Below are 22,939 nucleotides of genomic sequence, written 5' to 3'. Positions count from 1 at the left end.
GCGGCGCGGGTCGTTTCCTACCCCGGGCGTTTGCCTTCCCAGGCTTCCTGCAGCATCTGACGGATCGAGGCACGATCGACCGGCCTCGGATTCCAGTAGGGATTTTCCATTGCGGCTGCCGTGGCCCTGTCGAGATCTTCCTCGCTGAGACCGACAGTCTGCAGGCTCAAGGGCGCGCCGATCGATTTGGCGAAGTCCCAGAGGCCACCACCGATGGAGCCCCCAAAAAGCTCCGCCGCCGGAGCAAGCTCGCTGCGTGCGGCATGCGCATTGAAGGCTGCCGTATGCGGCAGCATGACAGCATGCGTCTCGGCATGTGGCGTATCGAACAGGCCGCCCAGCGTGTGGCAGATCTTATGGTGCAGGGCCATGCCGACAGCCCCGAGAACCGAACCGCACAGCCATGCGGCATAGAGCGCTTCGCTACGCGCAGAAGCATTCCTCGGATCATCAACGATAGCAGGCAGGCTGGATTTGAAAGCCCTCAGCCCCTCGATCGCCATCAGGCTCGAAATCGGATTGCGATCCTGCGCATAAAGTCCCTCGATGGCATGCGCCATGGCGTTCAGCCCGCTCGTCACGCTCATGGTGACCGGCAATCCATGGGTCAGCAGCGGATCGTAAATGACGATCTCCGGCAATATCCTCTCATGCCGTACCGTCGTCTTCACCCCTCGCTCGGTCTGGCCGAGGATGGGAGTGACCTCGGAGCCGGCATACGTCGTCGGCACCACGATCTGGAGCAGATCCGTGCGATAGGCGATGGCCTTTCCGAGACCGGTCGTCGAGCCGCCGCCGAGCGAGACCACGCAATCCGCCTTGGCTTCGGCAACGGCTTCCATCGCCCTCTCCGTCACGTCGATCGGTGTATGCATGACTGCGCCGGCAAACACCCCGGCCGAAAGCTGCCCCAGGCTCTTCGCAAGAGCCTCCGCGTCGGCGCGCTGATGCGGCGTGGACAGGACCAGAGCACGCTGACGGCCGGATTTCTCCACCCATTCGGCCACGCTGTCGCTCGTTCCTTCGCCGAAGACGATCCTGGCTGCACTTCCGGCATAGGAAAATTCGCTGATCATCGCGGCCTCCCTGGTTTTGCCCTGACCATGACGAAGGTAAAGTCGAGCGTCTTCGTCGACGCGTTATCCGTACCGGCGACCCGGAAGTCCCGCAGCAATTCGGGCTTCACGCCGAACAGGGCATCCTCGCCCAGATGCGGATCGTTGCGATCGTAGACATGCGTTGTGATCGTCTCGAACCCCTCGGCGCGAACGACGAAATGCAGGTGCGCGGGCCGGCGCAAGGGATAACCAGCATTGGCGAGCAATCTGCCCACCGGCCCGTCATCCGGCACGCCGTATCCCTTCGGCACGATGGTTCGATACCGGATGCGGCCATCAGGATCAGTGCGAAACAGGCCACGCAGATTATACTCAGGCTGCAGGTCGGGCTGCTGGTTCTCGTAGAACCCTTGAGCATTCGCCTGCCAGGTGATGACTTCGGCGCCGGCGACAGGCTGGCCGTCAAGATCCTGCACACGTGCGGACACGGAAAGAGGCTCGCCCACACCATCGAGCGAGATCGATGCGCCAGGCGCGCGCTCCGGTGCATCATCGCGGAAGAACGGCCCCCGAACCGTATTCGGGGTCGCGCCCTTCGGCCGCTTCGAGTTGATTTCCTCGACCAGCGCCGAAGCACCCAGGAGATCTGACAGCAGCACCCATTCCTGTCGGCGCTCGTCGCTTGCGTGGCCGACCTCGGTCAGGAAGGCGATCACCTTGCGCCACTCGTCCTGTGTCGGCCGGAATTCCCTGATGAGATCGTGGACATGCTCCACGACAGCCACCATCAGCTGCGCCAGCTGATTGCCTTTTTGTTGAGGAAGGCGCCCAGCGAAGACCTCCGATGAGGTCGCCTCGCTAAAAATCGGCATATCGGCACCTGGCGACATGCATCTCCTCCCACATACGCAAGCCTGATCGACAACAAGGTAGCAGCAAGAGGTGGGAGCGTTGATGATTTCTTTCCGCCATAATATAACGGATTGTTATGAAGATCGACGAACGCCATCTTATTCAGCTTGCGGCTGTGGTTAAAACCGGCGGTGTCACCGAAGGTGCGGCCCTTCTGGGCCTTGCCCAACCGGCGGTGTCGCGCACGCTTTCGATGCTGGAGCAACGACTGGGCGAGCCGCTCTTCATCAAGGGCAGGCGGCCGCTGCAGCCGACGGCGCTTGGATCGTCGCTCGCCGAATACGGCCTGGTGATGCTGGCGGCCTCCCGCAAGGCAACGGATCTGGTGGAGAGCTTCCGCGTCGGCAAGAGCGGCGTCGTCCGTGTCGGAGGAACCCCTTTCTTCATGGATGGGCTGATCGCCGGGCTATGCGCCGAATTCCAGGCGACGCATCCGGATGTGCGCATCGAGCAGTCCTACGGCTATTTTTCCGATCTCAGAGCCGCCCTCAAGGCCGACCAGATAGACCTCGCCATCTGCCCCATCGATATTCTTGACGAGGGCTCGGGGCTGGAATTCCAACAGATCTTGCCCGGCCGCAACGTCATCGCCTGCAGGGTGACCCACCCTCTGCTGCTGAAAAGAAAGCTGCAGCCGGCCCAGCTTCTCGACTATCCCTGGGTCGCGCCGCCGCCGGGCAGCCCGCTGCTGGCCGACCTGCGCGCGCTGCTCCTGTCGTTCGGCGCGACCGAGATCAAGATCCGCTATTCCGGTGGGTCGCTGATGGGCGTGATCAACTATCTGAAAGCTGCGGACGCTCTGACAGTCATGCCGCACAGCGTGGTATTCGCCCAACGCAGGGATAAGAGCATCACCGCGCTGCCGATCAACATTCCCCATCCCGAGCGCGCGCTTTCCATCCTGAAACGCATCGATGCGCCACGCTCTCCCGCAGTCGACCAGTTCGCGGACTTTGTCCGCTCGGGTTTCGAGACACTGAGGCATCTCATCAAGCGCCATGAGGAATCCGTCGTCTGGGGGGTGTAGCGCGCAGGCCTTGGCCTGCCTCATGCCGGCCGATCGCTACCCGGAGAGCCAGCATCATGCCGAAATTTCTCACGAACGGGGATGCGTTTGGCGCATCAAATGAATGTATATTGAATGCATTAATTGGATGCATGATGGCTTTCATTTTTGGCATGATTTTGCCCTATATTTTGTCAAATTCCGTCCAACAGCAGATATATCAAATTATTGATAGCATAATTGACTGCATAATTCATTCCTTTGGTTGTAATTTAGGCAAAATCGATATTGGCACGGTGCTTGCAATTGAATGGCTGTACTCCCCGCGACGGGGCCTGACTTCAAACACAGGAGCCATTCATGCCCACAATTACCGCACCCGCCCATGCTGACGGAGACTTTCTCGTCGACTACGAAGAGAAGGTCTTCGAGGACGTTCAGGCCAAAGAGGGTGAGAAAGCCCTTATCACCTTCCACACCGTTGCCTTCGAAGGTTCGATCGGCCTTGTGAACCTGCTCCAGGCAAAGCGCCTGAAGCGAAAGGGCTTCGAAACATCCGTTCTTCTCTACGGCCCGGGCGTTACGCTTGGCGTGCAGCGCGGCTTTCCCAGGCTCGGAGCCGAGGCCTTCCCGGGTCATCTCAACTTCAACAACCAGATCAAGGGCTTCATGGAGGAAGGCGGCAAGGTCTATGCATGCCGGTTCGCTCTCCAGGCGCTCTACGGCCACGGCGAATCCTCGCTTATTCCAGGAATCAGGCCGATCAGCCCGCTCGATGTTCTCGACCTCATCCTGATCCATCGTCGCGACGGCGCCTTCATCCTCGACACCTGGACGCTCTGACCCGCCGGAGGCGGAGCGCCGCTTCGCCTCCCTCGTCCCAACCGATGGAGCCCGCCATGGAGAAGAAACCGATCGTCCGCGCCGCCGCTGCGCAAATCGCCCCGGACCTGACCTCGCGTGAGAAAACGCTCGCGCGGGTCCTGGAAGCGATCCGGGAGGCTGCATCGAAGGGTGCGGATCTCATCGTCTTTCCGGAGACGTTCGTCCCCTGGTACCCCTATTTCTCATTCGTGCTGCCGCCGGTTCTCTCCGGCAAGGAGCACCTGCGCCTCTATGAAGAGGCGGTCACCGTGCCCAGTGCCGCCACGGATGCGGTCGCCGCTGCGGCCCGCGAGCACGGTATCGTCGTCGCGCTCGGCATCAACGAGCGGGATCATGGCTCGCTCTATAACGGCCAGCTCCTCTTCGATGCCGACGGCACGCTCATCCTGAAGCGCCGCAAGATCACGCCGACCTTCCACGAGCGGATGATCTGGGGCCAGGGCGACGGCTCGGGCCTTGCGGTCGTCGACAGCCGCATCGGGCGGCTCGGCGCGCTTGCCTGCTGGGAGCATTACAATCCGCTCGCCCGCTACGCGCTGATGGCCCAGCACGAGGAAATCCACATCGCCCAGTTTCCGGGCTCGATGGTCGGGCCGATCTTTGCCGAGCAGATGGAAGTGACGATCCGCCATCATGCGCTGGAAAGCGGATGCTTCGTGGTCAATGCGACGGGTTGGCTGACCGACGAGCAGATCGTTTCGATCACACCCGACCAGACCCTGCAAAAGGCGCTGCGCGGCGGCTGCATGACGGCGATCATCTCGCCCGAAGGCAGGCACCTCGCCCCGCCGCTCACCGAGGGCGAAGGCATATTGATCGCCGATCTCGACATGAGCCTGATCGTCAAGCGCAAGCGGATGATGGATTCCGTCGGTCATTACGCACGCCCCGAACTTCTGCATCTCGCCATCGACGGCCGCGCCACGGCGCCGATGATCGCCTCCCCCAATTCTTTCGAAATCGCACCCGCAAGGAACAACACCGATGGACACGACGACGCGTCTTCCGACCGAAATCCTGATCAACGAATTGCAGTCGTTCGGAGCCAGGCTGGTTGATCCGAAAGCGGGCCATGAGAGCCGCCGTGGCGGCGCCGGCCCGTCCGACCACAAGCCGATAACGATCGACGGCATGACGGTCATGGTGCCGGTGCATACGGCGCCGGCCTTCGAAAGCCCCTATCTCGTCGAGAGGCCGGACGAGAGCGGCAGGAGCCGCATCAGCCGGGACGGCCGCGTGCTGGGTGAGGTCTCCTTTCCGCTGCGCCCGCGCTTCTACGAGCGAACGACGGCCGACGGCGTTCCCTATTCGCAGATAGCCGTCCTGCATGGCCGCGACGTGCTGGCGACCACGGTGTTGCAGACCTGCATCCGCTACCAAAGCCGCACGAAGACCTGTCAGTTCTGCGCCATCGGCCAGTCGCTGGCCGCCGGCCGCACGATTGCCCACAAGACCCCGGAACAGCTCGCGGAAGTGGCCAAGGCGGCCGTCGAGCTGGACGGCGTCAAGCACATGGTCATGACGACGGGCACGCCAAAAGGGCCGGATCGCGGCGCGGCAATCCTTGCCGACAGCGCCCGCGCCATCAAGGCCGCCGTCGACCTGCCGATCCAGGCGCAATGCGAACCACCCGAAGACGACGCCTGGTTTGCCCGCATGAAGGAGGCCGGCGTCGATGCGCTCGGCATGCATCTGGAAGTAGTGACGCCCGAAATCCGCGCCCGCATCATGCCGGGCAAGGCGCAGGTGCCGATCAGCAAATACATGACCTCCTTCAAGGCGGCGGTAGAGGTCTTCGGGCGTGGGCAGGTCTCGACCTACATCCTCGCCGGCCTCGGGGATACAAGCCAGGCCATTCTCGATATCTGCGAAAGACTGGTCGCAATCGGCGTCTATCCCTTCGTGGTTCCGTTCGTGCCGATTTCGGGAACGCCGCTCGAAAGCCATCCGGCCCCGAAGCCGGATTTCATGCATTCGATCCTCGGTCCTCTCTCGAAAATGCTGGTCGAAAGCAGGTTGAAGGCGACCGACATCAAGGCCGGCTGCGGCAAATGCGGCGCCTGCTCGGCCCTTTCCACCTATGAAAGGATGCTGACCAGATGATCTTCGAGCCCTTCGCACCCTATCAGGCCGGCGAATTCCAGGTGAAGTTCGCAACATCCGCATGGGAGCGGCGGGAAGCGCATGCGCTGCGCCGCGCCGTCTTCTGCGAGGAGCAGAAAATTTTTGAAGGCGACGATCGCGACGCGATCGACGACCATGCGATTCCGATCGTAGCACTCTCCATGATGGGGCCGGTCGCCGACAGGCTGGTCGGCACGGTGCGCATTCATCAGGCCGAGCCCGGCCTGTGGTGGGGCTCGCGGCTCGCGGTTCATGAGGATTTCCGCAAGATCGGCGCGCTCGGCGCAACGCTCATCCGGCTCGCCGTCTCCTCCGCCAATGCGATGGGCTGCCACACCTTCCTCGCCAATGTGCAGGCGCAGAACGGCCTGCTGTTCCGCCGCCTGCATTGGGACGTGATCGAGGAGTTCGAGATCTACGGCAAGCCGCATCTGAGAATGAAAGCTGACCTTGCCTGGTACCCCCCATGCCCGACGCCGGAAACGGGATTCGTCGCGCTGCCGAAGAAGGCGGCCTGATCATGGTGGCGATCGACATCAAGTCACTCACTGTTCGGCTTGCCGAATCGAACGGCATTGCCGCCAAGGCGGATATCGGCGCGGTCGCCGCCAGTCTCGGGCTTGCCGGCCAGCCTGTCGCCGTCGGTGATGACTGTGCCGCGCTGCAGGATGGCGACGGATATCTGCTGTTCGCCATCGAAGGCTTCATGAACGAATTCGTTGCTGCCGACCCCTGGTTTGCCGGCTGGTGCAGCGTGATGGTCAATATCTCCGATGTCGCCTCGATGGGCGGACGTCCGATCGCGGTCGTCGACGCTGTTTGGGCCGATGGCGAGCGAAGTGTCGCCCCGGTGCTGGAGGGCATGCGCGCCGCGGCCAGAGCCTTCGGCGTGCCGATCGTTGGCGGTCATACGAATATCCGCACCGACCGCAGCCAGCTGTCCGCCGCCATTCTCGGGCGGGCTAAAAAGCTGCTAACAAGCTTCGACGCGAAGGCAGGCGACGTGCTCATCGCCGCAGTCGACCATCGCGGCCGTTACCGCGAACCGTTCAACAACTGGGAAGCGGCGACAGATGCGCCGCCTCAGCGCCTTCGCGGCGACCTGGAAATCCTGCCGCAAATTGCCGAGGCGGGATTGGCGCTCGCCGCCAAGGACATCAGCCAGGGCGGTATCATCGGCACGGCGATCATGCTGGCGGAATGTTCCGGCGTCGGGATCGAGATCGACGTGTCAACCATTCCGCTGCCGGCCGAGGTGACGCTGGAGCGATGGCTCGCGACCTTTCCGAGCTTCGGCTATCTGCTTTCGGTCGCACCCGGAAAGGCTGAGGGCGCGATCCGCCGCTTTACCGAGCGCGGCATCAGCGCCGCCGCCATTGGCAATGTTCTCGCCGGCAGCGAAGTGGCGATCACCGACGGCACGGAGCGCGCCGTCATTCGCGACCACGCCGAAACGCCATTGCTGAAGCTTGGACGACGGGAGGACGCCGCATGATACGCCCGCTGCGGATCGCCATGCTGTCACACTCCACCAATCCGCGCGGCGGCGTGGTGCATGCGATGCAGCTTTCCGAGGCGCTGACCGCGCTTGGTCACGAGGTCGTCCTGCATGCGCCGGATGCCAAAGGCACCGGTTTCTTTCGCAAGCCGGCCTGCAGCGCGGCATGCATCCCCGTCGCCCCGGCGCCGGGCGACATGACAAGCATGGTGGAGCAAAGGATCGCCGACTATGTCAGCTATTTCGAAAAGCCGGCGGCCCGCGATTTCGATATATTCCACGCCCATGACGGCATTTCCGGCAATGCGCTGGCGACGTTGAACGAGCGTGGATTGATCCCCGCCTTTGCCCGCACCGTTCACCACATCGACCAGTTCGCCGATCCACGTTTGATGGCGCTGCAGGATCGCTCCATCGACAAGGCCTGCCTCTTCTTCACCGTCAGCGCCACATGGCAGCGCATTCTCAAGGGTCGCGGGATCGAAGCGACTGTTGTCGGCAACGGCGTCGATAGCGAACGCTTCACCCCGGGCTGGAGCGGCGAACAGGCGGCCCTGCGCGATCGCCTGAGCCTGCCGCCCGGTCCGACCTTTCTCAGCATCGGCGGCATCGAGGCGCGCAAGAATGCGATCGGCATCCTCGACGCCTTCCGGCAGCTCCGCGCCGTCCAGCCCGATGCGCGGCTGGTCATCGCAGGAGGCGTCTCGCTGCTCGACCACAGCGGCTATCAGGAGGAGTTCCGCTCCGAGCTCGCCCTGCTGCGCGATCACGCCGCCGCTGTCCATGTGATCGGCCCGGTCGCCGACGAGGACATGCCCAATCTCTACAGGCTGGCCGACGCGCTTGTCTTTCCCTCGCTGAAGGAGGGGTTCGGACTGGTCGTGCTGGAGGCGATGGCAAGCGGCGTACCGGTCGTCGTCTCCTCGATCCCCCCATTTTCGGAATATCTCTCGGGCGATGACGCGATCTGGTGTGATCCCAAGCATTCGGCGTCGATCGCCGAAGCCATGGCGCTCGCTCTGATCCCCGAGATCCGCAACCGCGTCATCGCGCGCGGCCTGGAAGTCGCCAGTCGCTTCAGCTGGCGGCGCGTCGGAGAAGCGCATCTTGCCGCCTATGCGGCATTGAAGGAGAGCGCCCATGCCTGAGATGCGTTTCGTTATTGCCTGGCCGGACGGCCGCGAAGAGACCTGCTATTCGCCCTCGCTGATCATCCGGGATTTTTTCGCGGAAGGCGAGGCCTATCCGATCCGCGATTTCCTCGACCGCAGCCGCAAGGCGCTGACGATCGCCAGCGATCGGGTCGAGGCGAAATACGGCTATCCATGTTCGCTCGCACGCAACCAGCTTGCCCGCCTCGAGGCGGCCGGAGCGCTTTTTCTCGACGAGGCCGATGCGCGCGTCCGCTGCCAAAACTTCATTCTCTGAAAGGAACCAGCCATGACCTTATCGCTCAAGCCGCATTATAGCGCCGTCGTCATCGGTGGCGGCCAAGCCGGACTTTCGGCCAGCCATTATCTGAAAAAGCACGGCATCGATCACGTCGTTTTCGAGAAGAAGACCGTCGCCCACAAATGGAAGGATGAGCGCTGGGACGCTTTCTGCCTGGTGACGCCAAACTGGCAATGCCAGCTTCCCGACCATCCCTACGACGGCGACGACCCGCACGGCTTCATGATCAAGGACGAGATCATCGCCTATGTCGACCGCTTCATCAAAAAGGTGGATGCGCCGGTGCTTGAAGGCACGACGGTCAGCCTGCTCGAAAAGGTCGATGGCGTCTTCAAGGTGGAAAGCTCTGCCGGCACGGTCACCGCGGATTGCGTCGTGCTCGCGACCAGCCTTTACAGCCGGCCGTCGATTCCCCGAGCCGCCGAACGCCTCCCGGACGATATCCTGCAGATCCATACCGTCGACTATCGCAATCCCCTGCAATTGCCGGCGGGCTCCGTCGTCGTCGTCGGCTCCGGCCAATCCGGTTGCCAGATCGCCGAAGACCTGCATCTGGCCGGCCGGAAGGTGCATATGGTGACGGGCAACGCCCCGCGCTGCGCCCGCTTCTATCGCGGCCGTGACGTGGTGGACTGGCTCGCGGATGTCGGCCAATACGACATTACGGTCGAACATGACGGAATGACCAAGAAGAAGCACGATACCAACCACTACCTGACCGGCCGAGACGGCGGACGGGATATCGATCTGCGGAAATTCGCGCTGGAGGGCATGTCGCTCTACGGCCGGATGGACGGTATTTCCGGCGGGAAAATGCTCTTTGCGCCGAACCTGAAGGCCAATCTGGATAATGCCGACCGGGTCTATAACGGCATCAACGGGCTGATCGATCGGTACATCGCCGAAAAAGGCATCGATGCGCCGCCGGCCAGTGTCTACACGCCGCTCTGGGAGCCGCCGATCGAACCGAGCGAACTGGATCTTGCGGCCGAGGGGGTGACGTCGGTCATCTGGGCGACGGGCTTCGACCCCGATTGGTCCTATGTCGGTCTGCCGATCTTCGACGGCACGGGTTATCCCGTGCAGCGGCGCGGCGTCACCGGCATCGGCGGCGTCTATGTGCTCGGCCTGCCCTGGCTCTGGACCTGGGGCTCCGGGCGCCTTCTTGCCGTCGGCAAGGATGCGGAGCATGTCGTCGATCATCTCGCCGGATACCTCGAGGGCAGCCAGCCGGTCCTCAGACAGGCGGTTGGGCGCTGATCATGACCATTGCCGTCCTCGATGCCCAGCCACAGACGCCCTCAGCACGCGCGCTGATGGAGCGTGCGCTTGATCCATATATCCTTCTCGGCATGCCGCATCTGAGCCCTGTCGGACTGTCCGAGACCTGGCTCATGAAGGAACTCGGCCACCGGCACTGGCTGATGCTGGCGCGGCATCTCGGCATGGACAATGCGGATTTCCGCACCGCTGACGGCCGCGAGGTCTATGCCTCGATCTGCGCGACATCTATGACCGGCACGAAGCTTCAGCTTGCCCGCGCCAACGATGTGCTGGCCATTCGCTCTTCCCTGCATCGGATCTCGCGGACGCAATATTCGAGCCGGCATCATCTGAGCATCGGTGGCACCAGCATCGCCGACGTCGAACTGATCTCCGCCTTCGTCCGGCGCGACATAGAAGGCGACAATCGCTCGCTGGTGCGCGTCGAACATGCTCGCAGCAAGGGCGAAATACTTGCGACAAGCGAGCTCGCCGCCACGGCCGCCGCCCTTCGTCGCGGCACGGCACAGACACATCTCGGCATGACGCCTGCGATCGGGCGGTACCTGAAGAGTTTCAGGTTCAAGCCATCCATGGCAGAGGAGTTCAACGGCGCGGGGCTCTTCTATTTCGCGGAATTCCAGGCGCTCATGACGCGCGCGCTGGAAGCGTGGTTTCCAGAGCAACGCCTTGACGTCGTGCGGCGGGACGTTTTCCTCAAAGGGAATATCGGAGCCCAGGACGCAGTTACCATCGAGTTGAGCGTCGTAAAGCCTGGCGATACCGGCATCGCCTGCCGTCTGCTGCGCCCAGATGGCACCGAGATCGCAATCTTGTTCGCGCTGCTGCGGGACGGCTAGCAGCAGTCAGCCGTGGCGATAGGCCCATTCGGATAGCGCGCTCATGCCCAGTCGCTGCAGGAGCTCGTAGGCAACCCGGCGGTTGAGGGGATTGTGCAACCGGATCACCTTCGAGCCGAGAAAATCCATCTCGGCGTGCTCGAAGGGCCTGAGATGCAGCGCCTCGCTGATTGCGGCCCGGTAGAAATCATGAAAGTCCCGCCGACAGACATAGGTCTTGTACTTCGTCATGCAGAAGGCTGAAAATGTGTCGCTGTTTCTTCGCAGGAAATCCGAGACGCCGATCGTCACCTCCGGCCAGGCGGGGTTGAACGTGTCGTCGAAGGCGATGATGCCGTGATCGGCCAGCACGCTTTCGGCCAGATGGCTGTCGGCAAGCACGTGGCGGAGCAGATGACCGCCGTCGATGCTGAAGAAGCGGACATGGCCAATCTTGTCGATGATGGCTTGCGGATCGAGCCTGGTGCTGTCGCCGGAGATGACGAGTTCCTCGTCGACAGGGATGCCCAGCGACCTGCCATTATCGAGAAAGCGCTGATATTGCGCATCATTCTCTTCGATGTCGAAGAGGTCGATGGCAAGTACGTTGCTGTCAGGCGCACTGATCTTGCGCAGCAGAAAATAGGAGCGCCCATAATAGACGCCGATTTCCGCGAGACCGCCGAGCAGATTCTCTTGCCTTTGCCTTCCGATCAACGACAGGAAGACAAGGGCGTCGGGCGGATCGATATAACCATCGATTCTCTGAAGATCGCGAAACACAAATTTTCGAACACTCGACTCCAAAATCCAAAACCCCGCTGGTTTCTGTCACGCTGCCACTCGCTTGCCGTGCACCCCTTGGCGCCGATCAATCGAGTAAAAAACGCGCATATGTATCCCCAGGTCTCGCTTGAAAGCCGCGTGATCACGGCGCCTCGCGGTAGCTGCGGCCCTCGGAAGCTGGGATGAGATTGCGCCAAAGCGAGCGCCATTACCGAATATTCCGGCTTTTCTGTCGCTTGGCGGATAGCAATGCGCTGATTGGATAGTCCCGTCGGATGCCTTCAACCCGGCGATCGCGGCTCGGCGCCAATGATGCGTAGACGCAGATTGCTGGGTGGGAGGCCCGGAGAAGCCTGGCATAAAAATGCGGAGGGAACGCCAGGCGTTTCATTCAGCCAATTCGGAGCGGAAAAACCGTACCAACTCTTGATTTAAGCTCTCCTGAAAAGAGGCTCGATCAAATCCGGGCTGATCCAAGCAGATCTCCAGATTGAGAGCCCCAGCAGCTTTGCTACAAGGCTTTAGAAATGAGTAGTGCCTGGCGTCCCTGACATCATGAACAGCGATCACACGAGGGAGGTATCGTTGCAGATATCCGACGTTGCTTTCGAAGGGAACGACATGATCCTCACTGCCGCCCCAAAGCTCGACGGGGATTTTGATCTTGCTGAGCGAGCTCGGATCGAAGGAGAACGCCCAGCCGGGCGATACAAGTACCGCCGCCTTGATGCGAGCGTCATGCCGCCATTCCGACGCCATCCGCGCCGCTACCTGCGGTCGCGACAGGACCGCCGCGCTGCCCTGTTGGCACACAGCTTCCATCGGGTCGGCGGCGCAATGAAGCGTGAAAAGCTTCCAATCGGGAATGCCGCCGATTGCCACCAAGCCGGTGAAGCCGCCAGCTGAAAAACCATAAAAACCGATCTCGGATTTCTCCAGATGCTCGCGTCCTGGCCATGTTTGCATCATGTAGTCCAGAACCCGGCTTGTTTGGCGGGGACGATTCAGCAGAATTTGCACGACCTTGTCGCCACTGTCTTTGTAGTTGTCTCCTGGATATGTCAGGGAGACAGCGACAAACCCTGCCTTTGCAAGGACAAGGGCCGATTCCGACCGATCGCTAAAGTGCCCCGCGCTGCCATGGGAAAAGATGACCGTGGGTAGGTGATCACCCGTGATTTCACCGTTGACGGCAACGGTTTGCGCGACATCCCCTAGAGTTGTCGGCGTCGCGACGGAGTTGCTTGGGTACCAGATACCCAATTCGATCGGTCTGCCTATATCGTCCGGAATGGACAGGTATTGAAAGCCAACGGCGCTTGCGGATCCGGCGACGAAAAACGGGAACATGATCGCCAGAAATTTCAACAGCCGTTTCATGAAGAACCTCGCACACTTCCGATGATCACGAACAGCCGAGGCTACGGCACCTGGACGATGCGGCCACTGCCCCTGATTTCCGAGCGCCGCAGGATCGGGCGACCGAACAGCTCGACATTGCCACTTCCGGAAATCGAGATGTCCGCATCCGCCTGCGCGGACAGTTGTGCGTCGCCGCTGCCGCGAATGTCTATCTGCACGGATTTGGCAGCCAGGTCCTTGAGCCGCGCCGCGCCCGAGCCGGAAATGTTCAGCCCCACGGTATCGGCGGCTCCGGTGGCGGCTACGCTGCCGCTTCCCCGAATGCTCAGCCGCAGCTGCGGCTGATTGATCTGCGACAAGGTGAGATCGCCGCTGCCGAGCAGTTTCCAGTTTGATATCGCCGGCCCCGAGAGACTGACATCGAGCCGGGAGTCGAGCCAGCCCGGATCGCAATCCAAGCTCAACTTGCCGCCTTCCATCCGCACATGGTCGATAAGTGCTGGATCGCCGCTGACCACAGCTTCCGCCTTATCCCCCGGCTGATAGCGGACCGAAGCCGGCAGATCGATCGTCAGATTGTCGGTGGCGGTGAAGGGCAGGGTAACCTGCTGGCTGGTAGCTGTGGCTGATCCGCAGCTGGATTGCCTCGCACCCCACAAATGTCTTGCGTCGGCCCAATCCCGCCCGGAAAGCCCGATACCCAGCGCCAGAAGGACGATTGCACTGATCGATCCCGCTGTCGCGACGAATGCCAACTTGCCAGTCATTGTCGTTCCTTCAACGCAGTGTGATGAAATGTTCAAAAGCCGTTTTGGTCCGGTTGAGCCAGACGGAAATGCAGCCGGGCATAATGGCCGAGCATTCGTATGCTCGCGCCCAGTCCCATCATCAGCAAAGCGCCGCCGCCGAGCAGGCAACTCACAAGTCCGGCCCCGATGAGCAAGCGCGCTATTGTTCCAATCACCGGCCCCCCAAGATGGAACAGCAATGTGGTGAAGATGATCTCCACACCGACCGCGCCGATGGCCGCCAAGGCGATCGCCAGCCCGAGCGCAACGAAGATCGCCAATATCAGCAGCGGCAGCAGGAAAAGGACGTCGACGATTGCAAGGCCGGCCAGCGCCATCGCGGCCGCCAGCAGATTCGACACGCTCCAATGGGCCTCGAAACGACGCAGCCCGGCTTCGGCGCGCAGCTCCCTGGCGATCCTAGCCGGATCGCCCAACGCAGCCGCGACGTCCTGCTCGCTGCGGCCCGAAGCATCGGATTCGGCGAAATGGGCGGCATAGTCTGCGATGATGTCCTCGATCTCCTGAGGCGGCATACCGGCAAGCCCCAGTCTCAGCGTGCGCAAGAAGGCGTCCCTGGTCATGGCAAATCCTCAAGAAGTTTGTCGACTGCATCCGCAAAGGAGCGCCAGTCGCGGCGGTGAGCTTCGAAAACCGTCTGGCCCAGCGGCGTGAGCCGGTAATATTTTCGGGGCGGCCCGTTGCTCGACTCGACGATTCGGGTGGCCACCAGGCCGTCATTCTGCATCCGGCGCATCAGCGGATAGATCGTGCCTTCCCCCATGCCGACGGCGGCGACCAGGGTGCTGGCGATTTCATAGCCATAGCTTTCACCCCGCGACAGCACGGCGAGGACGCATAGATCAAGGGCGCCTTTTCGCAATTGAACTTGGATCGAGTCGGTCATGAATGCCTCGGATTTACCGCATGCATATAACAAGCTATCTGTTTATGCAAGGTAGTAGGTGATTTCGCGATATGGCCGCGCGGAATTCGGTGGTGGTCGCTCATGTCAGCCCCCGATTGCCGCGGATGCGATACCGAGGCTCACGACGAGCACTTCTCGCTGACGGAGCAATCATATGATCCGCCTGAGCTTCATCCTTGCCGTCTTCCTATGTTTTACGACCCCGCTGGCGCATGCCGCCGGCTTCCAATTCATCGAGGTTCCGGCCGATGGGCCGCTCACGGCGCTGAAGGCAGGGATCTGGTCTCCGTGCACTCGACCGGCAAGCGAGGTGAAACTCGGCCCCTTCGTCATGTCTGTCGCCAAGGATTGTCCGATCTCGGGCGACAAGCTGCCGCTTGTCGTCATCTCCCATGGCAGAGGCGGTACTTTTGTTGGTCATAGCGGCAGCGAGCGCCGCCGAAAGCTGGAGACGTATTTATATCAGGCAGAACGATTTATCCTGGCCGCCTATTCCGGAGCCATGCCCGGCTGAAGACCCGCCACTGAGATCCGCGGCTCTGTCAGACGTTGAACTTGCAAGAGATTGCTCGGCCATGCCATGGATCCTGCTTCGCTTTGAAGCGAAGCTATGGGCACGTCGCCGATGCCGCGACGCCCATGCAGCCTGCGTTCATCGGTTTACACGAATTTTCAGCCATCGCATCGATGTAAATAGAAGCTGATCCCGGGCATTTATGAACGGATTCCCCGGCCGGATACGATGAGGCGGCGGCTGAAAAAGCGTGCCCGATAAAGGCAACAACAACCGCGCCACACTTGGACCGAAGCGAGCACTCCGATCCCCGCTTCACATTGAAGACGCTCACCAATTCCGGGTGATGATGGCAGGTCCACTATTCAAGGTCATGTCGCTGATGAACGTCGCCAAGCTTCCCGAGGAAAGATTTACATGCTGAAAAGCGTTTTCATAAACATCGGATTGCGAAAATAATTTACATGAATAGGCGTGATTTTACACGCGCCACGTTGACATCGGTGGCAAAAACCGCATCATTAAGAAAATAAATTACACTTTGAATAGCGGACCGGGTGAACAGCACAGCTACAAGCTCCTTACAAAACACAGGCGGACGTCGCGGAGCATGTCAGCCATGACCACACAATCAATCTTGGGGCGTCGCGATATGCCGCATGCGAGATCGGGCCGTTGCCTGCCCTCGCGCCCCAAAACGCAAACGAGTTCGGATCGTCAATAATGCGCATTTTCACGGCCTCGCTTGCCACCGAGACAAACACCTTTTCGCCTGTCCCGACGGACATGCACGCCTTCAAGGCGGCCTTTTATGCCGGGCCGGGCGAGCATCCCGAAACCCCAACCCTGTGTTCCTCCGTCGTTCCGATCCTGCGCCGCCGTGGCCGCGCGGAAGGCTTCACCGTCATCGAAGGCACCTCCTGCTGGGCCGAACCGGCGGGCCTCATCCAGCGACAGACCTATGAGACGCTGCGTGATCAGATTCTTGGCGAACTGAAGGCGGCGCTGCCCGTCGACGCCGTTGTCCTCGGACTACACGGCGCCATGGTCGCGCAAGGCTATGACGACCCGGAAGGTGATTTCCTGTCGCGGGTGCGTGCCATCGTCGGACCGGATGTGCTTGTCGCTGCCGAATTCGATCCGCATAGCCATCTGACCGCGCAGCGCGTCGCCAATCTCGACATCATGGCCACCTTTCTGGAATTCCCGCACACGGATTTCGAGCAACGCGGCGAGCATGTCGTCGAACTGGCCCTGCGGACGCTACGCGGCGAGATCAAGCCGGCGATCTCGACCTTCGACTGCCGCATGATCACCATTTATCCGACCAGCCAGGAGCCGATGCGCTCCTTCGTCGATCGCCTGAAGGCGATGGAAGGCAAGGATGGCATCCTATCCATCTCCGTCATTCACGGCTTCATGGCCGGCGACGTGCCCGATATGGGCACGCGCATTGTCGTCGTCACCGACGATGACAAGGCCAAAGGGGATGCGCTTGCGCATTCGCTCGGTCATGAGCTTTACGGTCTGCGCAAGCACGTCGCGATGCCGATGTTCGACACCGAGACCGGGCTCGACCGCAGCGTCGAGCTGCGCGCGGCCCACCCGGAAACGCCCGTTGTTGTCGCCGATGTCTGGGACAATCCCGGCGGCGGTGTTGCCGGCGATGCCACCCACATTCTGCGCCGGATGATCGAGCGCGGCTTCGACAATATCGGTGTCGCGACGATCTGGGATCCGATCGCCGTATCGTTCTGCCATGCGGCCGGCGAAGGGGCGCAGCTAGATCTTCGCGTCGGCGGCAAATCCGGCCCGCAGGGCGGTGAGCCGCTCGACCTCGATGTCACGGTCTTGCGCCTGTTCGATGCCGGCTGGCAGAGCTTTCGCAACAGCCGCGTCACGCTCGGCAGCGCGGCTGTCGTCCGCCCCGTCGGCACCTCGATCGACATCATACTGATTTCCAGCCGGACGCAGACTTATGAGCCCGACATCTTTTCCAATCAGGGCATCGATTTCTCCGGCAAATCTTTCCTGCTTGTGAAGTCTACCAATCATTTCCACGCGGGATTCCAGCCGATCGCTTCAGAGATCGTCTACATCGCCGCGCCGACCTCCTACCCGACGGATCCGGCAACGACGCCCTACCGCAAGGCGAGCCTCGAGCTTTGGCCACGCGTCGCCGATCCGTTGGGCCTCGAAAGTTGAAATCGAGCCGGACGAGACCGGCCGCAGACATGCCGACTAACGAACATAGGGAACACGCCTGAAGGGCGGCCAAAAAGAGGATGATGATGAAAAGCGCATTTGTTCTGATCACGCTGGCCATGCTTGCCGGCACCAGCAATCTGGCGATCGCCCAGACCTCGGACGGGGTCTTGACCGTCGCCACCATCGGCGAATTGCCGACCCTCGATGCCATGCAGACGCCGACCGACATCGTGCTCACGGTCGACCAGCATATTTTCGAGACGCTCTATACCTATGACGCCCAGTGGAAGTCCGTTCCGCTGCTGGCGGCCGCCATGCCCAAGATTTCCGACGATGGTCTCACCTACCGCATTCCGCTGCACGAAGGCGTCAAGTTCCACGATGGCAGCGACTTCGACTCCAAGGATGTCGTTGCCTCGCTGAAGCGCTGGATGAACGTCAATTCCAAGGGCAAGCAGGTTGCCACGATCGTCGACAGTCTGACGGCCGACGGCGATCACGCCGTGATCATCAAGCTCAAGTCGCGCTATGCGCCGCTGCTGGCAACCCTGTCCCAGTCGTCGATCATTCTCCCTTCCGAAAAGGTCGCCGATACCCTTACCGATTTCATCGGTACCGGCCCCTATATGCTCAAGGAGCGCAAGCCCGACCAGTATACGCAGCTCGTGCGCTTCGATGGCTACAAGTCGCCCGAAGGCGAGCCGAACAACTACGCCGGCAAGCGCGAGGCCGTCGCCAAGGAAATCCGCTTCGTGCCCGTGCCCGACGCCAATACCCGCGTCGAAGGCCTGATTTCCGGACAGTTCGATTTCGCCGACTCCCTGCCCGTCAGCGCCTATGAGCGCATCGAAAAGAGCGGCAACGCCAAGCCCGTCATCTTCAAGGATGCCGGCTGGGTATCGCTCAACATGAACATGAAGCAAGGTCTGCTGGTGAAGAAGCCGCTGCGCCAGGCGGTGCAGGCAGCGCTGAACTCCTCCGACATGATGCTTGCCGCCTTCAACGACCAGCGCTTCTTCAGCGTCGACGGCGCCTTCTTCCCGAAGGGATCGTTCTGGCACACCGACGCCGGTGTTGTCCGTTACGGTGAAGGCGATCCCGACACGGCAGCAAAGCTGCTGAAGGATGCTGGCTATGACGGCACGCCGCTGCGGCTTTTAACCAGCCGTCAGTATGAATTCCACTATAAGATCGGCGAGGTCGCCAAGGCCTATCTGGAAGCCGCCGGCTTCAAGGTCGACATGCAGGTCGTCGATTGGGCAACGCTGACGACCCGCCGCGCCGACCCGAAGGAATGGGATATCTTCATCACCCATTCCAACTTCCCCGGCGATCCGACGACGATCAACACGATTACGGACAGCTATCCGGGCTGGTATGTCTCCGACCAGAAGGCCAAGGCCGTTTCGGCCTATATGGACGCGACGAGCGACAACGCGAAACAGAAGGCATGGGAAGGCATCCAGACCGTGATCTACGACGATGCGCCTCTCTACAAGGTCGGCAACTTCAACGCGCTTTCCGGTATTTCCGCGTCGATATCAGGCTATACGCCGACCTATTGGCCGCATTTCTGGAACGTCAGCCCGAAGAAGTAAGGCTTAAAGCACATGGCAAAGATCGCCCAGGCGCTTTTGAGACGTCTCGGAGGCATGGTGATTGTGCTCGCGCTCGTCGTGACTGTTGTCTTCGTCATCGTCCGGGTCACCCCGGGCGATCCGGCGGCCGTCATGCTCGGGGCCGACGCCACGCCGCAGGACATTGCGCAATTGCGGGCCAAGATGGGGCTCGATGCGCCGCTGCTTGTCCAATATGTCCAGTTCGTATTGGGCCTGCTGAAGGGCGACCTCGGGCAATCGATCTTTCTCAACCAGCCGGTCACGCAGGCGCTTGCGGCTCGCGCCGAGCCAACCTTTTTCCTGACGCTGTTCTCCATTCTGATCGCCATTGCGATCGCGCTTCCCGTTGGCATCATCTCGGCGGTCAAGCGGGGTACGCTGTTCGATCAGGTCGTCGTTGTTCTCACCATGGTCGCTGCAAGCGTTCCTAGCTTCTGGCTTGGCCTGATGCTGATCCAGATCCTGGCCGTCGGACAAGGCTGGTTTCCGGCCTCCGGCTATGGCGGTCCGGATACCGACTTCCTCGAACGGCTGCACCATCTCATCCTGCCGGCGATCACCTTGGGCGTCGTCAATTCGGCGATGATCACGCGCTTCACCCGGGCCGCCATGCTCGACGTGCTCGGCGACGACTACGTGCGCACCGCCCGCGCCAAAGGGGCGAGCGAAAGCCGCGTCATCCTGAAGCATGCGCTCAAAAATGCGATGATCCCGATCATCACCGTCATCGGCCTCTCCGTCGCCATGCTCGTTGCCGGCGCCGTGGTGACCGAAACCGTATTTGGCCTGCCCGGCGTCGGCAATCTCGTCGTCTCTGCCGTTCTGCGGCGCGACTATCCGGTGATCCAGGGTGCGCTTCTGGTCGTGGCGGCTATCTATGTCCTCATCAATTTCGTCGTCGACATGCTCTATATTCTCGTCGATCCGAGGGTCCGACTATGATGGCCGGCTCCTTCACCCTTCCATTCGCCTCGAGCCTGCGGCGCCTTTTCGGCAATCGCGCCATGCTGTTCGGCGCCATCATTCTGCTTGTCGTCATCCTCGCCGCCATCCTGGCGCCCTGGATCGCGCCTTACGCCCCAAACAAGCTTTCCATCGTCAACAAGCTGAAGGGACCGTCCATGGCCCATATCTTCGGCACCGACGAATTCGGCCGTGACATCTTCTCCCGCGCGATCTTCGCGGGCCGTATCTCGCTGCTCGTCAGCCTCGGCGTGGTCTGCATCTCCACCGTTATCGGCGTATTTCTCGGCGTTATCGCCGGATATTTTCGCAGGCTCGATGCGCCAATCTCACGCCTGCTCGATGCCATGATGTCCTTTCCCGACATTCTTCTTGCCATCGCGCTCGTCGCGGCGCTGGGACCATCGCTGGTCACGGTCATCCTGGCGCTCGGCATCACCTATGCGCCGCGTCTCGCCCGCATCGTTCGCGGTTCGACGCTCGTTCTGCGCGAACTGCCCTATATCGAAGCGGCGATCTCGATGGGCCTGCCGACCTGGCAGATCCTTGGCCGCCACATCCTGCTCAATCTGGCATCGCCCATTCTGGTGCAGGCGACCTTCGTCTTCGCCTCCGCCATGCTTGCCGAAGCAAGCCTTTCCTTCCTCGGCGTCGGCGTCTCCTCAGACATGCCGACCTGGGGAACCATGCTCGCTTCCGGCCGGGAATTCATGAACAACGCACCCTGGCTCATGGTCTTTCCGGGCCTTGCCATCGTCTTCTCGGTCCTGTCGCTGCAATTGCTGGGTGACGGCCTGCGCGATCTGGTCGATCCGCGCCTTGCAAAGGAGAGCTGATCATGGCGGACACGATCCAACCGGTTCTCTCGATCGAAAACCTGACGACCTCGTTCAAGACGGCCGAAGGCTGGCGCGCCGTCATCCGCAACATCAATCTGCAGGTCTCTGCCGGAGAAACGGTCGCCATCGTCGGCGAATCAGGATCCGGCAAAAGCGTCACGGCGCTGTCGACCATGCGCCTGCTGCCTCCGGGCAAGGCGCGCTGCGAAGGCAAGATCCAGCTTTTGGGCAGGGATCTCCTCGCCGTTTCGGAAGCGGAGATGCGCTCCGTTCGCGGCGGCTCTCTCGGCATGATCTTCCAGGAGCCGATGACCTCGCTCAACCCGGTCTTCACCATAGGCAACCAGATCGCCGAGGCGCTGGTGCTGCACCAGAAGCTTTCCTGGAAGGCGGCCGAGGCCGAAGCCTTGCGGCTGATGGAGCGCGTGCGCATTCCGGCGGCAAAGTCGCGGCTTAACGAATATCCGCATAAATTTTCCGGCGGCATGCGCCAGCGCGTGATGATCGCCATCGCGCTCGCCTGCCGACCCAAGCTCCTGATCGCCGACGAACCGACGACAGCACTCGACGTCACCATCCAGGCCGAAATCCTCCATCTCATCCGCGAGCTGCAGCGTGAGGAGAACATGGCCGTCCTCTTCATCACGCACGACATGGGCGTGGTGGCGGAAGTGGCCGATCGCACGGTCGTCATGTTCCGCGGCGACATGATCGAGACCGGCGTCACGACGGATATTTTCGCGGCACCGAAGGAAATCTACACGAAGTCGCTGCTGGCCTCGATCCCGCGCCTCGGCACCATGGGCGAGACCGAGTCTCCGCGGCGCTTTCCGGAAGTCGACGCCAAGACCGGCGAGGTCACGGAAGGCCGGGAGATGAAGCCGGTGGCGCAGAGCATTGCGCCGATCCTCAAGGTGGACAATCTCGCCGTCCGTTTCGATCTGCCGAATGGCCGCGTTCATGCTGTCGAGGACGTCTCGTTTGATCTTCGGCCGGGCGAAACACTCTCGCTCGTTGGCGAATCCGGCTGCGGCAAGTCCACGACCGGGCGCACGATCATGCGCCTGATCGAAGCGACGGCTGGTTCTGTCGCCATTGACGGCAAGGACGTGACCAAGGCGGGAACGAAAGAGCTGCGGGCGATGCGCCGCATGGCGCAGATCATCTTCCAGGATCCTTTCGCCTCGCTCAACCCACGCATGACGGTCGGCGCAGCGATCATCGAACCCATGCTGTCGCACCGGTTGATGGACCGGCGGGAAGCGAAGGAGCGCGTCGCCGAGCTGCTCGATCAGGTCGGCTTGTCGGCAGCCGTCGCCAGCCGATACCCGCATGAATTTTCCGGCGGCCAGCGGCAGCGCATCTCCATCGCCAGGGCACTCGCACTCAACCCGCGATTCATCATTGCCGACGAAGCGGTGTCGGCACTCGACGTTTCGGTCAAGGCGCAAGTCTCCAACCTGCTGCTCGACCTGCAGGAGAAGCACGGCCTTGCCTATCTGTTCATCTCGCATGACATGGCCGTCGTCGAACGGATGAGCCATCGCGTCGCCGTGATGTATCTCGGCGAAATCGTCGAGATCGGCCCTCGCGCCGCTATTTTCGACAATCCGCAGCATCCCTATACCCGCCGCCTGATTTCGGCCGTGCCGATCCCGGACCCCACGCGGCGCGGCTTGCAGCCACCGTCGCAACGCGAGGAGATCAGGAGCGCGATCAGGCCTCACGACTATGTGCCGCCGAAGCGGAGCTACCAGGAAATATCGCCCGGACATTTCGTGCAGGATACGGCCGCAAGCTGGACAGAGTGAGATCCGCAGCGCAGCCGGCTAATGTCATATCCGCGGGATATTCACACGGAATATTGACGCGACCGGCTCGACTATCGATGACAG

At 61.5% G+C, this 22,939-nt stretch carries 24 protein-coding genes; 17 read left to right on the top strand and 7 right to left on the bottom strand.

What is annotated here, in order from left to right; all coding sequences use genetic code 11:
• Positions 1-17: 17 nt before the first annotated feature.
• Together FHT29_RS05850 and FHT29_RS05845 are read right to left on the bottom strand one after the other, a co-directional pair.
• Positions 18-1,076 (bottom strand): maleylacetate reductase, encoded by a 1,059-nt coding sequence (locus FHT29_RS05850; protein WP_113108934.1) that lies wholly within the window; start codon positions 1,074-1,076, stop codon positions 18-20.
• The gene (locus FHT29_RS05845) at positions 1,073-1,948 is read right to left on the bottom strand and encodes a dioxygenase (RefSeq protein ID WP_168599331.1); all 876 of its coding nucleotides are present in this window, start codon (positions 1,946-1,948) and stop codon (positions 1,073-1,075) included. The genes FHT29_RS05850 and FHT29_RS05845 overlap by 4 nt, the downstream gene beginning before the upstream one ends.
• Before the next feature lie 98 nt (positions 1,949-2,046).
• On the opposite strand from FHT29_RS05845, the gene FHT29_RS05840 reads away from it, so the two are divergent.
• Genes FHT29_RS05840 through FHT29_RS05790 form a run of 11 tightly spaced genes read left to right on the top strand, consistent with a single transcriptional unit; the run spans position 2,047 to position 11,058 of the window.
• Positions 2,047-2,997, top strand: a complete 951-nt coding sequence (locus tag FHT29_RS05840) for a LysR family transcriptional regulator (protein WP_168599330.1) — start codon at positions 2,047-2,049, stop codon at positions 2,995-2,997.
• Between the two features lie 56 nt (positions 2,998-3,053).
• The gene (locus FHT29_RS05835) at positions 3,054-3,368 is read left to right on the top strand and encodes a hypothetical protein (RefSeq protein ID WP_168599329.1); all 315 of its coding nucleotides are present in this window, start codon (positions 3,054-3,056) and stop codon (positions 3,366-3,368) included.
• Positions 3,337-3,819: an MSMEG_0572/Sll0783 family nitrogen starvation response protein gene (locus FHT29_RS05830; protein WP_037193052.1), complete on the top strand. Its 483-nt coding sequence runs from the start codon at positions 3,337-3,339 to the stop codon at positions 3,817-3,819. Before FHT29_RS05835 ends, FHT29_RS05830 begins: the two co-directional genes overlap by 32 nt.
• Positions 3,820-3,875: 56 nt before the next feature.
• Positions 3,876-4,919, top strand: coding sequence for a Nit6803 family nitrilase (locus FHT29_RS05825; RefSeq protein WP_047558836.1), 1,044 nt, complete (start codon positions 3,876-3,878; stop codon positions 4,917-4,919).
• Positions 4,846-5,964 carry an MSMEG_0568 family radical SAM protein gene (locus FHT29_RS05820; protein ID WP_047558631.1) on the top strand — a complete coding sequence of 373 codons (1,119 nt, stop codon included), beginning with the start codon at positions 4,846-4,848 and terminating at the stop codon, positions 5,962-5,964. Before FHT29_RS05825 ends, FHT29_RS05820 begins: the two co-directional genes overlap by 74 nt.
• On the top strand, positions 5,961-6,503 hold the full coding sequence (locus FHT29_RS05815; protein WP_047558629.1) for an MSMEG_0567/Sll0786 family nitrogen starvation N-acetyltransferase: 543 nt from the start codon (positions 5,961-5,963) through the stop codon (positions 6,501-6,503). Before FHT29_RS05820 ends, FHT29_RS05815 begins: the two co-directional genes overlap by 4 nt.
• Positions 6,504-6,505: 2 nt before the next feature.
• Entirely contained in the window at positions 6,506-7,480 is a 975-nt protein-coding gene (locus FHT29_RS05810) for a sll0787 family AIR synthase-like protein (RefSeq protein WP_047558833.1), read from the top strand.
• Positions 7,477-8,631, top strand: coding sequence for an MSMEG_0565 family glycosyltransferase (locus FHT29_RS05805; protein WP_047558627.1), 1,155 nt, complete (start codon positions 7,477-7,479; stop codon positions 8,629-8,631). Before FHT29_RS05810 ends, FHT29_RS05805 begins: the two co-directional genes overlap by 4 nt.
• Positions 8,624-8,911, top strand: coding sequence for an MSMEG_0570 family nitrogen starvation response protein (locus tag FHT29_RS05800; RefSeq protein ID WP_047558624.1), 288 nt, complete (start codon positions 8,624-8,626; stop codon positions 8,909-8,911). Before FHT29_RS05805 ends, FHT29_RS05800 begins: the two co-directional genes overlap by 8 nt.
• A 12-nt stretch (positions 8,912-8,923) precedes the next feature.
• On the top strand, positions 8,924-10,195 hold the full coding sequence (locus FHT29_RS05795) for an MSMEG_0569 family flavin-dependent oxidoreductase (RefSeq protein ID WP_047558621.1): 1,272 nt from the start codon (positions 8,924-8,926) through the stop codon (positions 10,193-10,195).
• A gap of 2 nt (positions 10,196-10,197) precedes the next feature.
• Positions 10,198-11,058 (top strand): Pnap_2097 family protein, encoded by an 861-nt coding sequence (locus FHT29_RS05790; protein ID WP_047558618.1) that lies wholly within the window; start codon positions 10,198-10,200, stop codon positions 11,056-11,058.
• A gap of 6 nt (positions 11,059-11,064) precedes the next feature.
• Here FHT29_RS05790 and FHT29_RS05785 read toward each other — a convergent pair whose 3' ends face one another.
• From FHT29_RS05785 to FHT29_RS05765, 5 genes are all read right to left on the bottom strand, one after another.
• Positions 11,065-11,844, bottom strand: coding sequence for a class I SAM-dependent methyltransferase (locus FHT29_RS05785; RefSeq protein ID WP_037193072.1), 780 nt, complete (start codon positions 11,842-11,844; stop codon positions 11,065-11,067).
• Between the two features lie 366 nt (positions 11,845-12,210).
• Positions 12,211-13,203 (bottom strand): dienelactone hydrolase, encoded by a 993-nt coding sequence (locus FHT29_RS05780; protein WP_168596287.1) that lies wholly within the window; start codon positions 13,201-13,203, stop codon positions 12,211-12,213.
• Positions 13,204-13,244: 41 nt separating this feature from the next.
• Entirely contained in the window at positions 13,245-13,952 is a 708-nt protein-coding gene (locus FHT29_RS05775; RefSeq protein ID WP_168596288.1) for a DUF2807 domain-containing protein, read from the bottom strand.
• 32 nt (positions 13,953-13,984) lie between these two features.
• On the bottom strand, positions 13,985-14,557 hold the full coding sequence (locus tag FHT29_RS05770; RefSeq protein WP_168596289.1) for a DUF1700 domain-containing protein: 573 nt from the start codon (positions 14,555-14,557) through the stop codon (positions 13,985-13,987).
• Positions 14,554-14,880 (bottom strand): PadR family transcriptional regulator, encoded by a 327-nt coding sequence (locus tag FHT29_RS05765; protein ID WP_034479266.1) that lies wholly within the window; start codon positions 14,878-14,880, stop codon positions 14,554-14,556. Before FHT29_RS05765 ends, FHT29_RS05770 begins: the two co-directional genes overlap by 4 nt.
• A 175-nt stretch (positions 14,881-15,055) precedes the next feature.
• On the opposite strand from FHT29_RS05765, the gene FHT29_RS05760 reads away from it, so the two are divergent.
• The 6 genes from FHT29_RS05760 to FHT29_RS05735 all read left to right on the top strand — a co-directional run bounded on the left by FHT29_RS05760 (position 15,056) and on the right by FHT29_RS05735 (position 22,855).
• Positions 15,056-15,415 (top strand): hypothetical protein, encoded by a 360-nt coding sequence (locus FHT29_RS05760; protein WP_168596290.1) that lies wholly within the window; start codon positions 15,056-15,058, stop codon positions 15,413-15,415.
• Between the two features lie 723 nt (positions 15,416-16,138).
• Entirely contained in the window at positions 16,139-17,620 is a 1,482-nt protein-coding gene (locus FHT29_RS05755; RefSeq protein ID WP_168599328.1) for a M81 family metallopeptidase, read from the top strand.
• An 80-nt stretch (positions 17,621-17,700) separates the two neighbouring features.
• Positions 17,701-19,221, top strand: a complete 1,521-nt coding sequence (locus FHT29_RS05750) for an ABC transporter substrate-binding protein (protein ID WP_168599327.1) — start codon at positions 17,701-17,703, stop codon at positions 19,219-19,221.
• 21 nt (positions 19,222-19,242) lie between these two features.
• Positions 19,243-20,184: an ABC transporter permease gene (locus FHT29_RS05745; protein WP_037193374.1), complete on the top strand. Its 942-nt coding sequence runs from the start codon at positions 19,243-19,245 to the stop codon at positions 20,182-20,184.
• Positions 20,181-21,041 (top strand): ABC transporter permease, encoded by an 861-nt coding sequence (locus FHT29_RS05740; protein ID WP_168599326.1) that lies wholly within the window; start codon positions 20,181-20,183, stop codon positions 21,039-21,041. The genes FHT29_RS05745 and FHT29_RS05740 overlap by 4 nt, the downstream gene beginning before the upstream one ends.
• Positions 21,042-21,043: 2 nt before the next feature.
• Complete coding sequence (locus FHT29_RS05735; protein WP_168599325.1) at positions 21,044-22,855, top strand: ABC transporter ATP-binding protein; 1,812 nt, start codon at positions 21,044-21,046, stop codon at positions 22,853-22,855.
• The last annotated feature ends 84 nt before the right edge of the window (positions 22,856-22,939 follow it).

It is taken from the genome of Rhizobium sp. SG741, assembly GCF_012275435.1.
Classification (GTDB): Bacteria; Pseudomonadota; Alphaproteobacteria; order Rhizobiales; family Rhizobiaceae; genus Rhizobium; species Rhizobium lusitanum.
The sequence above is the reverse complement of the archived record's forward strand: the minus strand, read 5'-3'. Positions and strand labels throughout refer to the sequence as shown.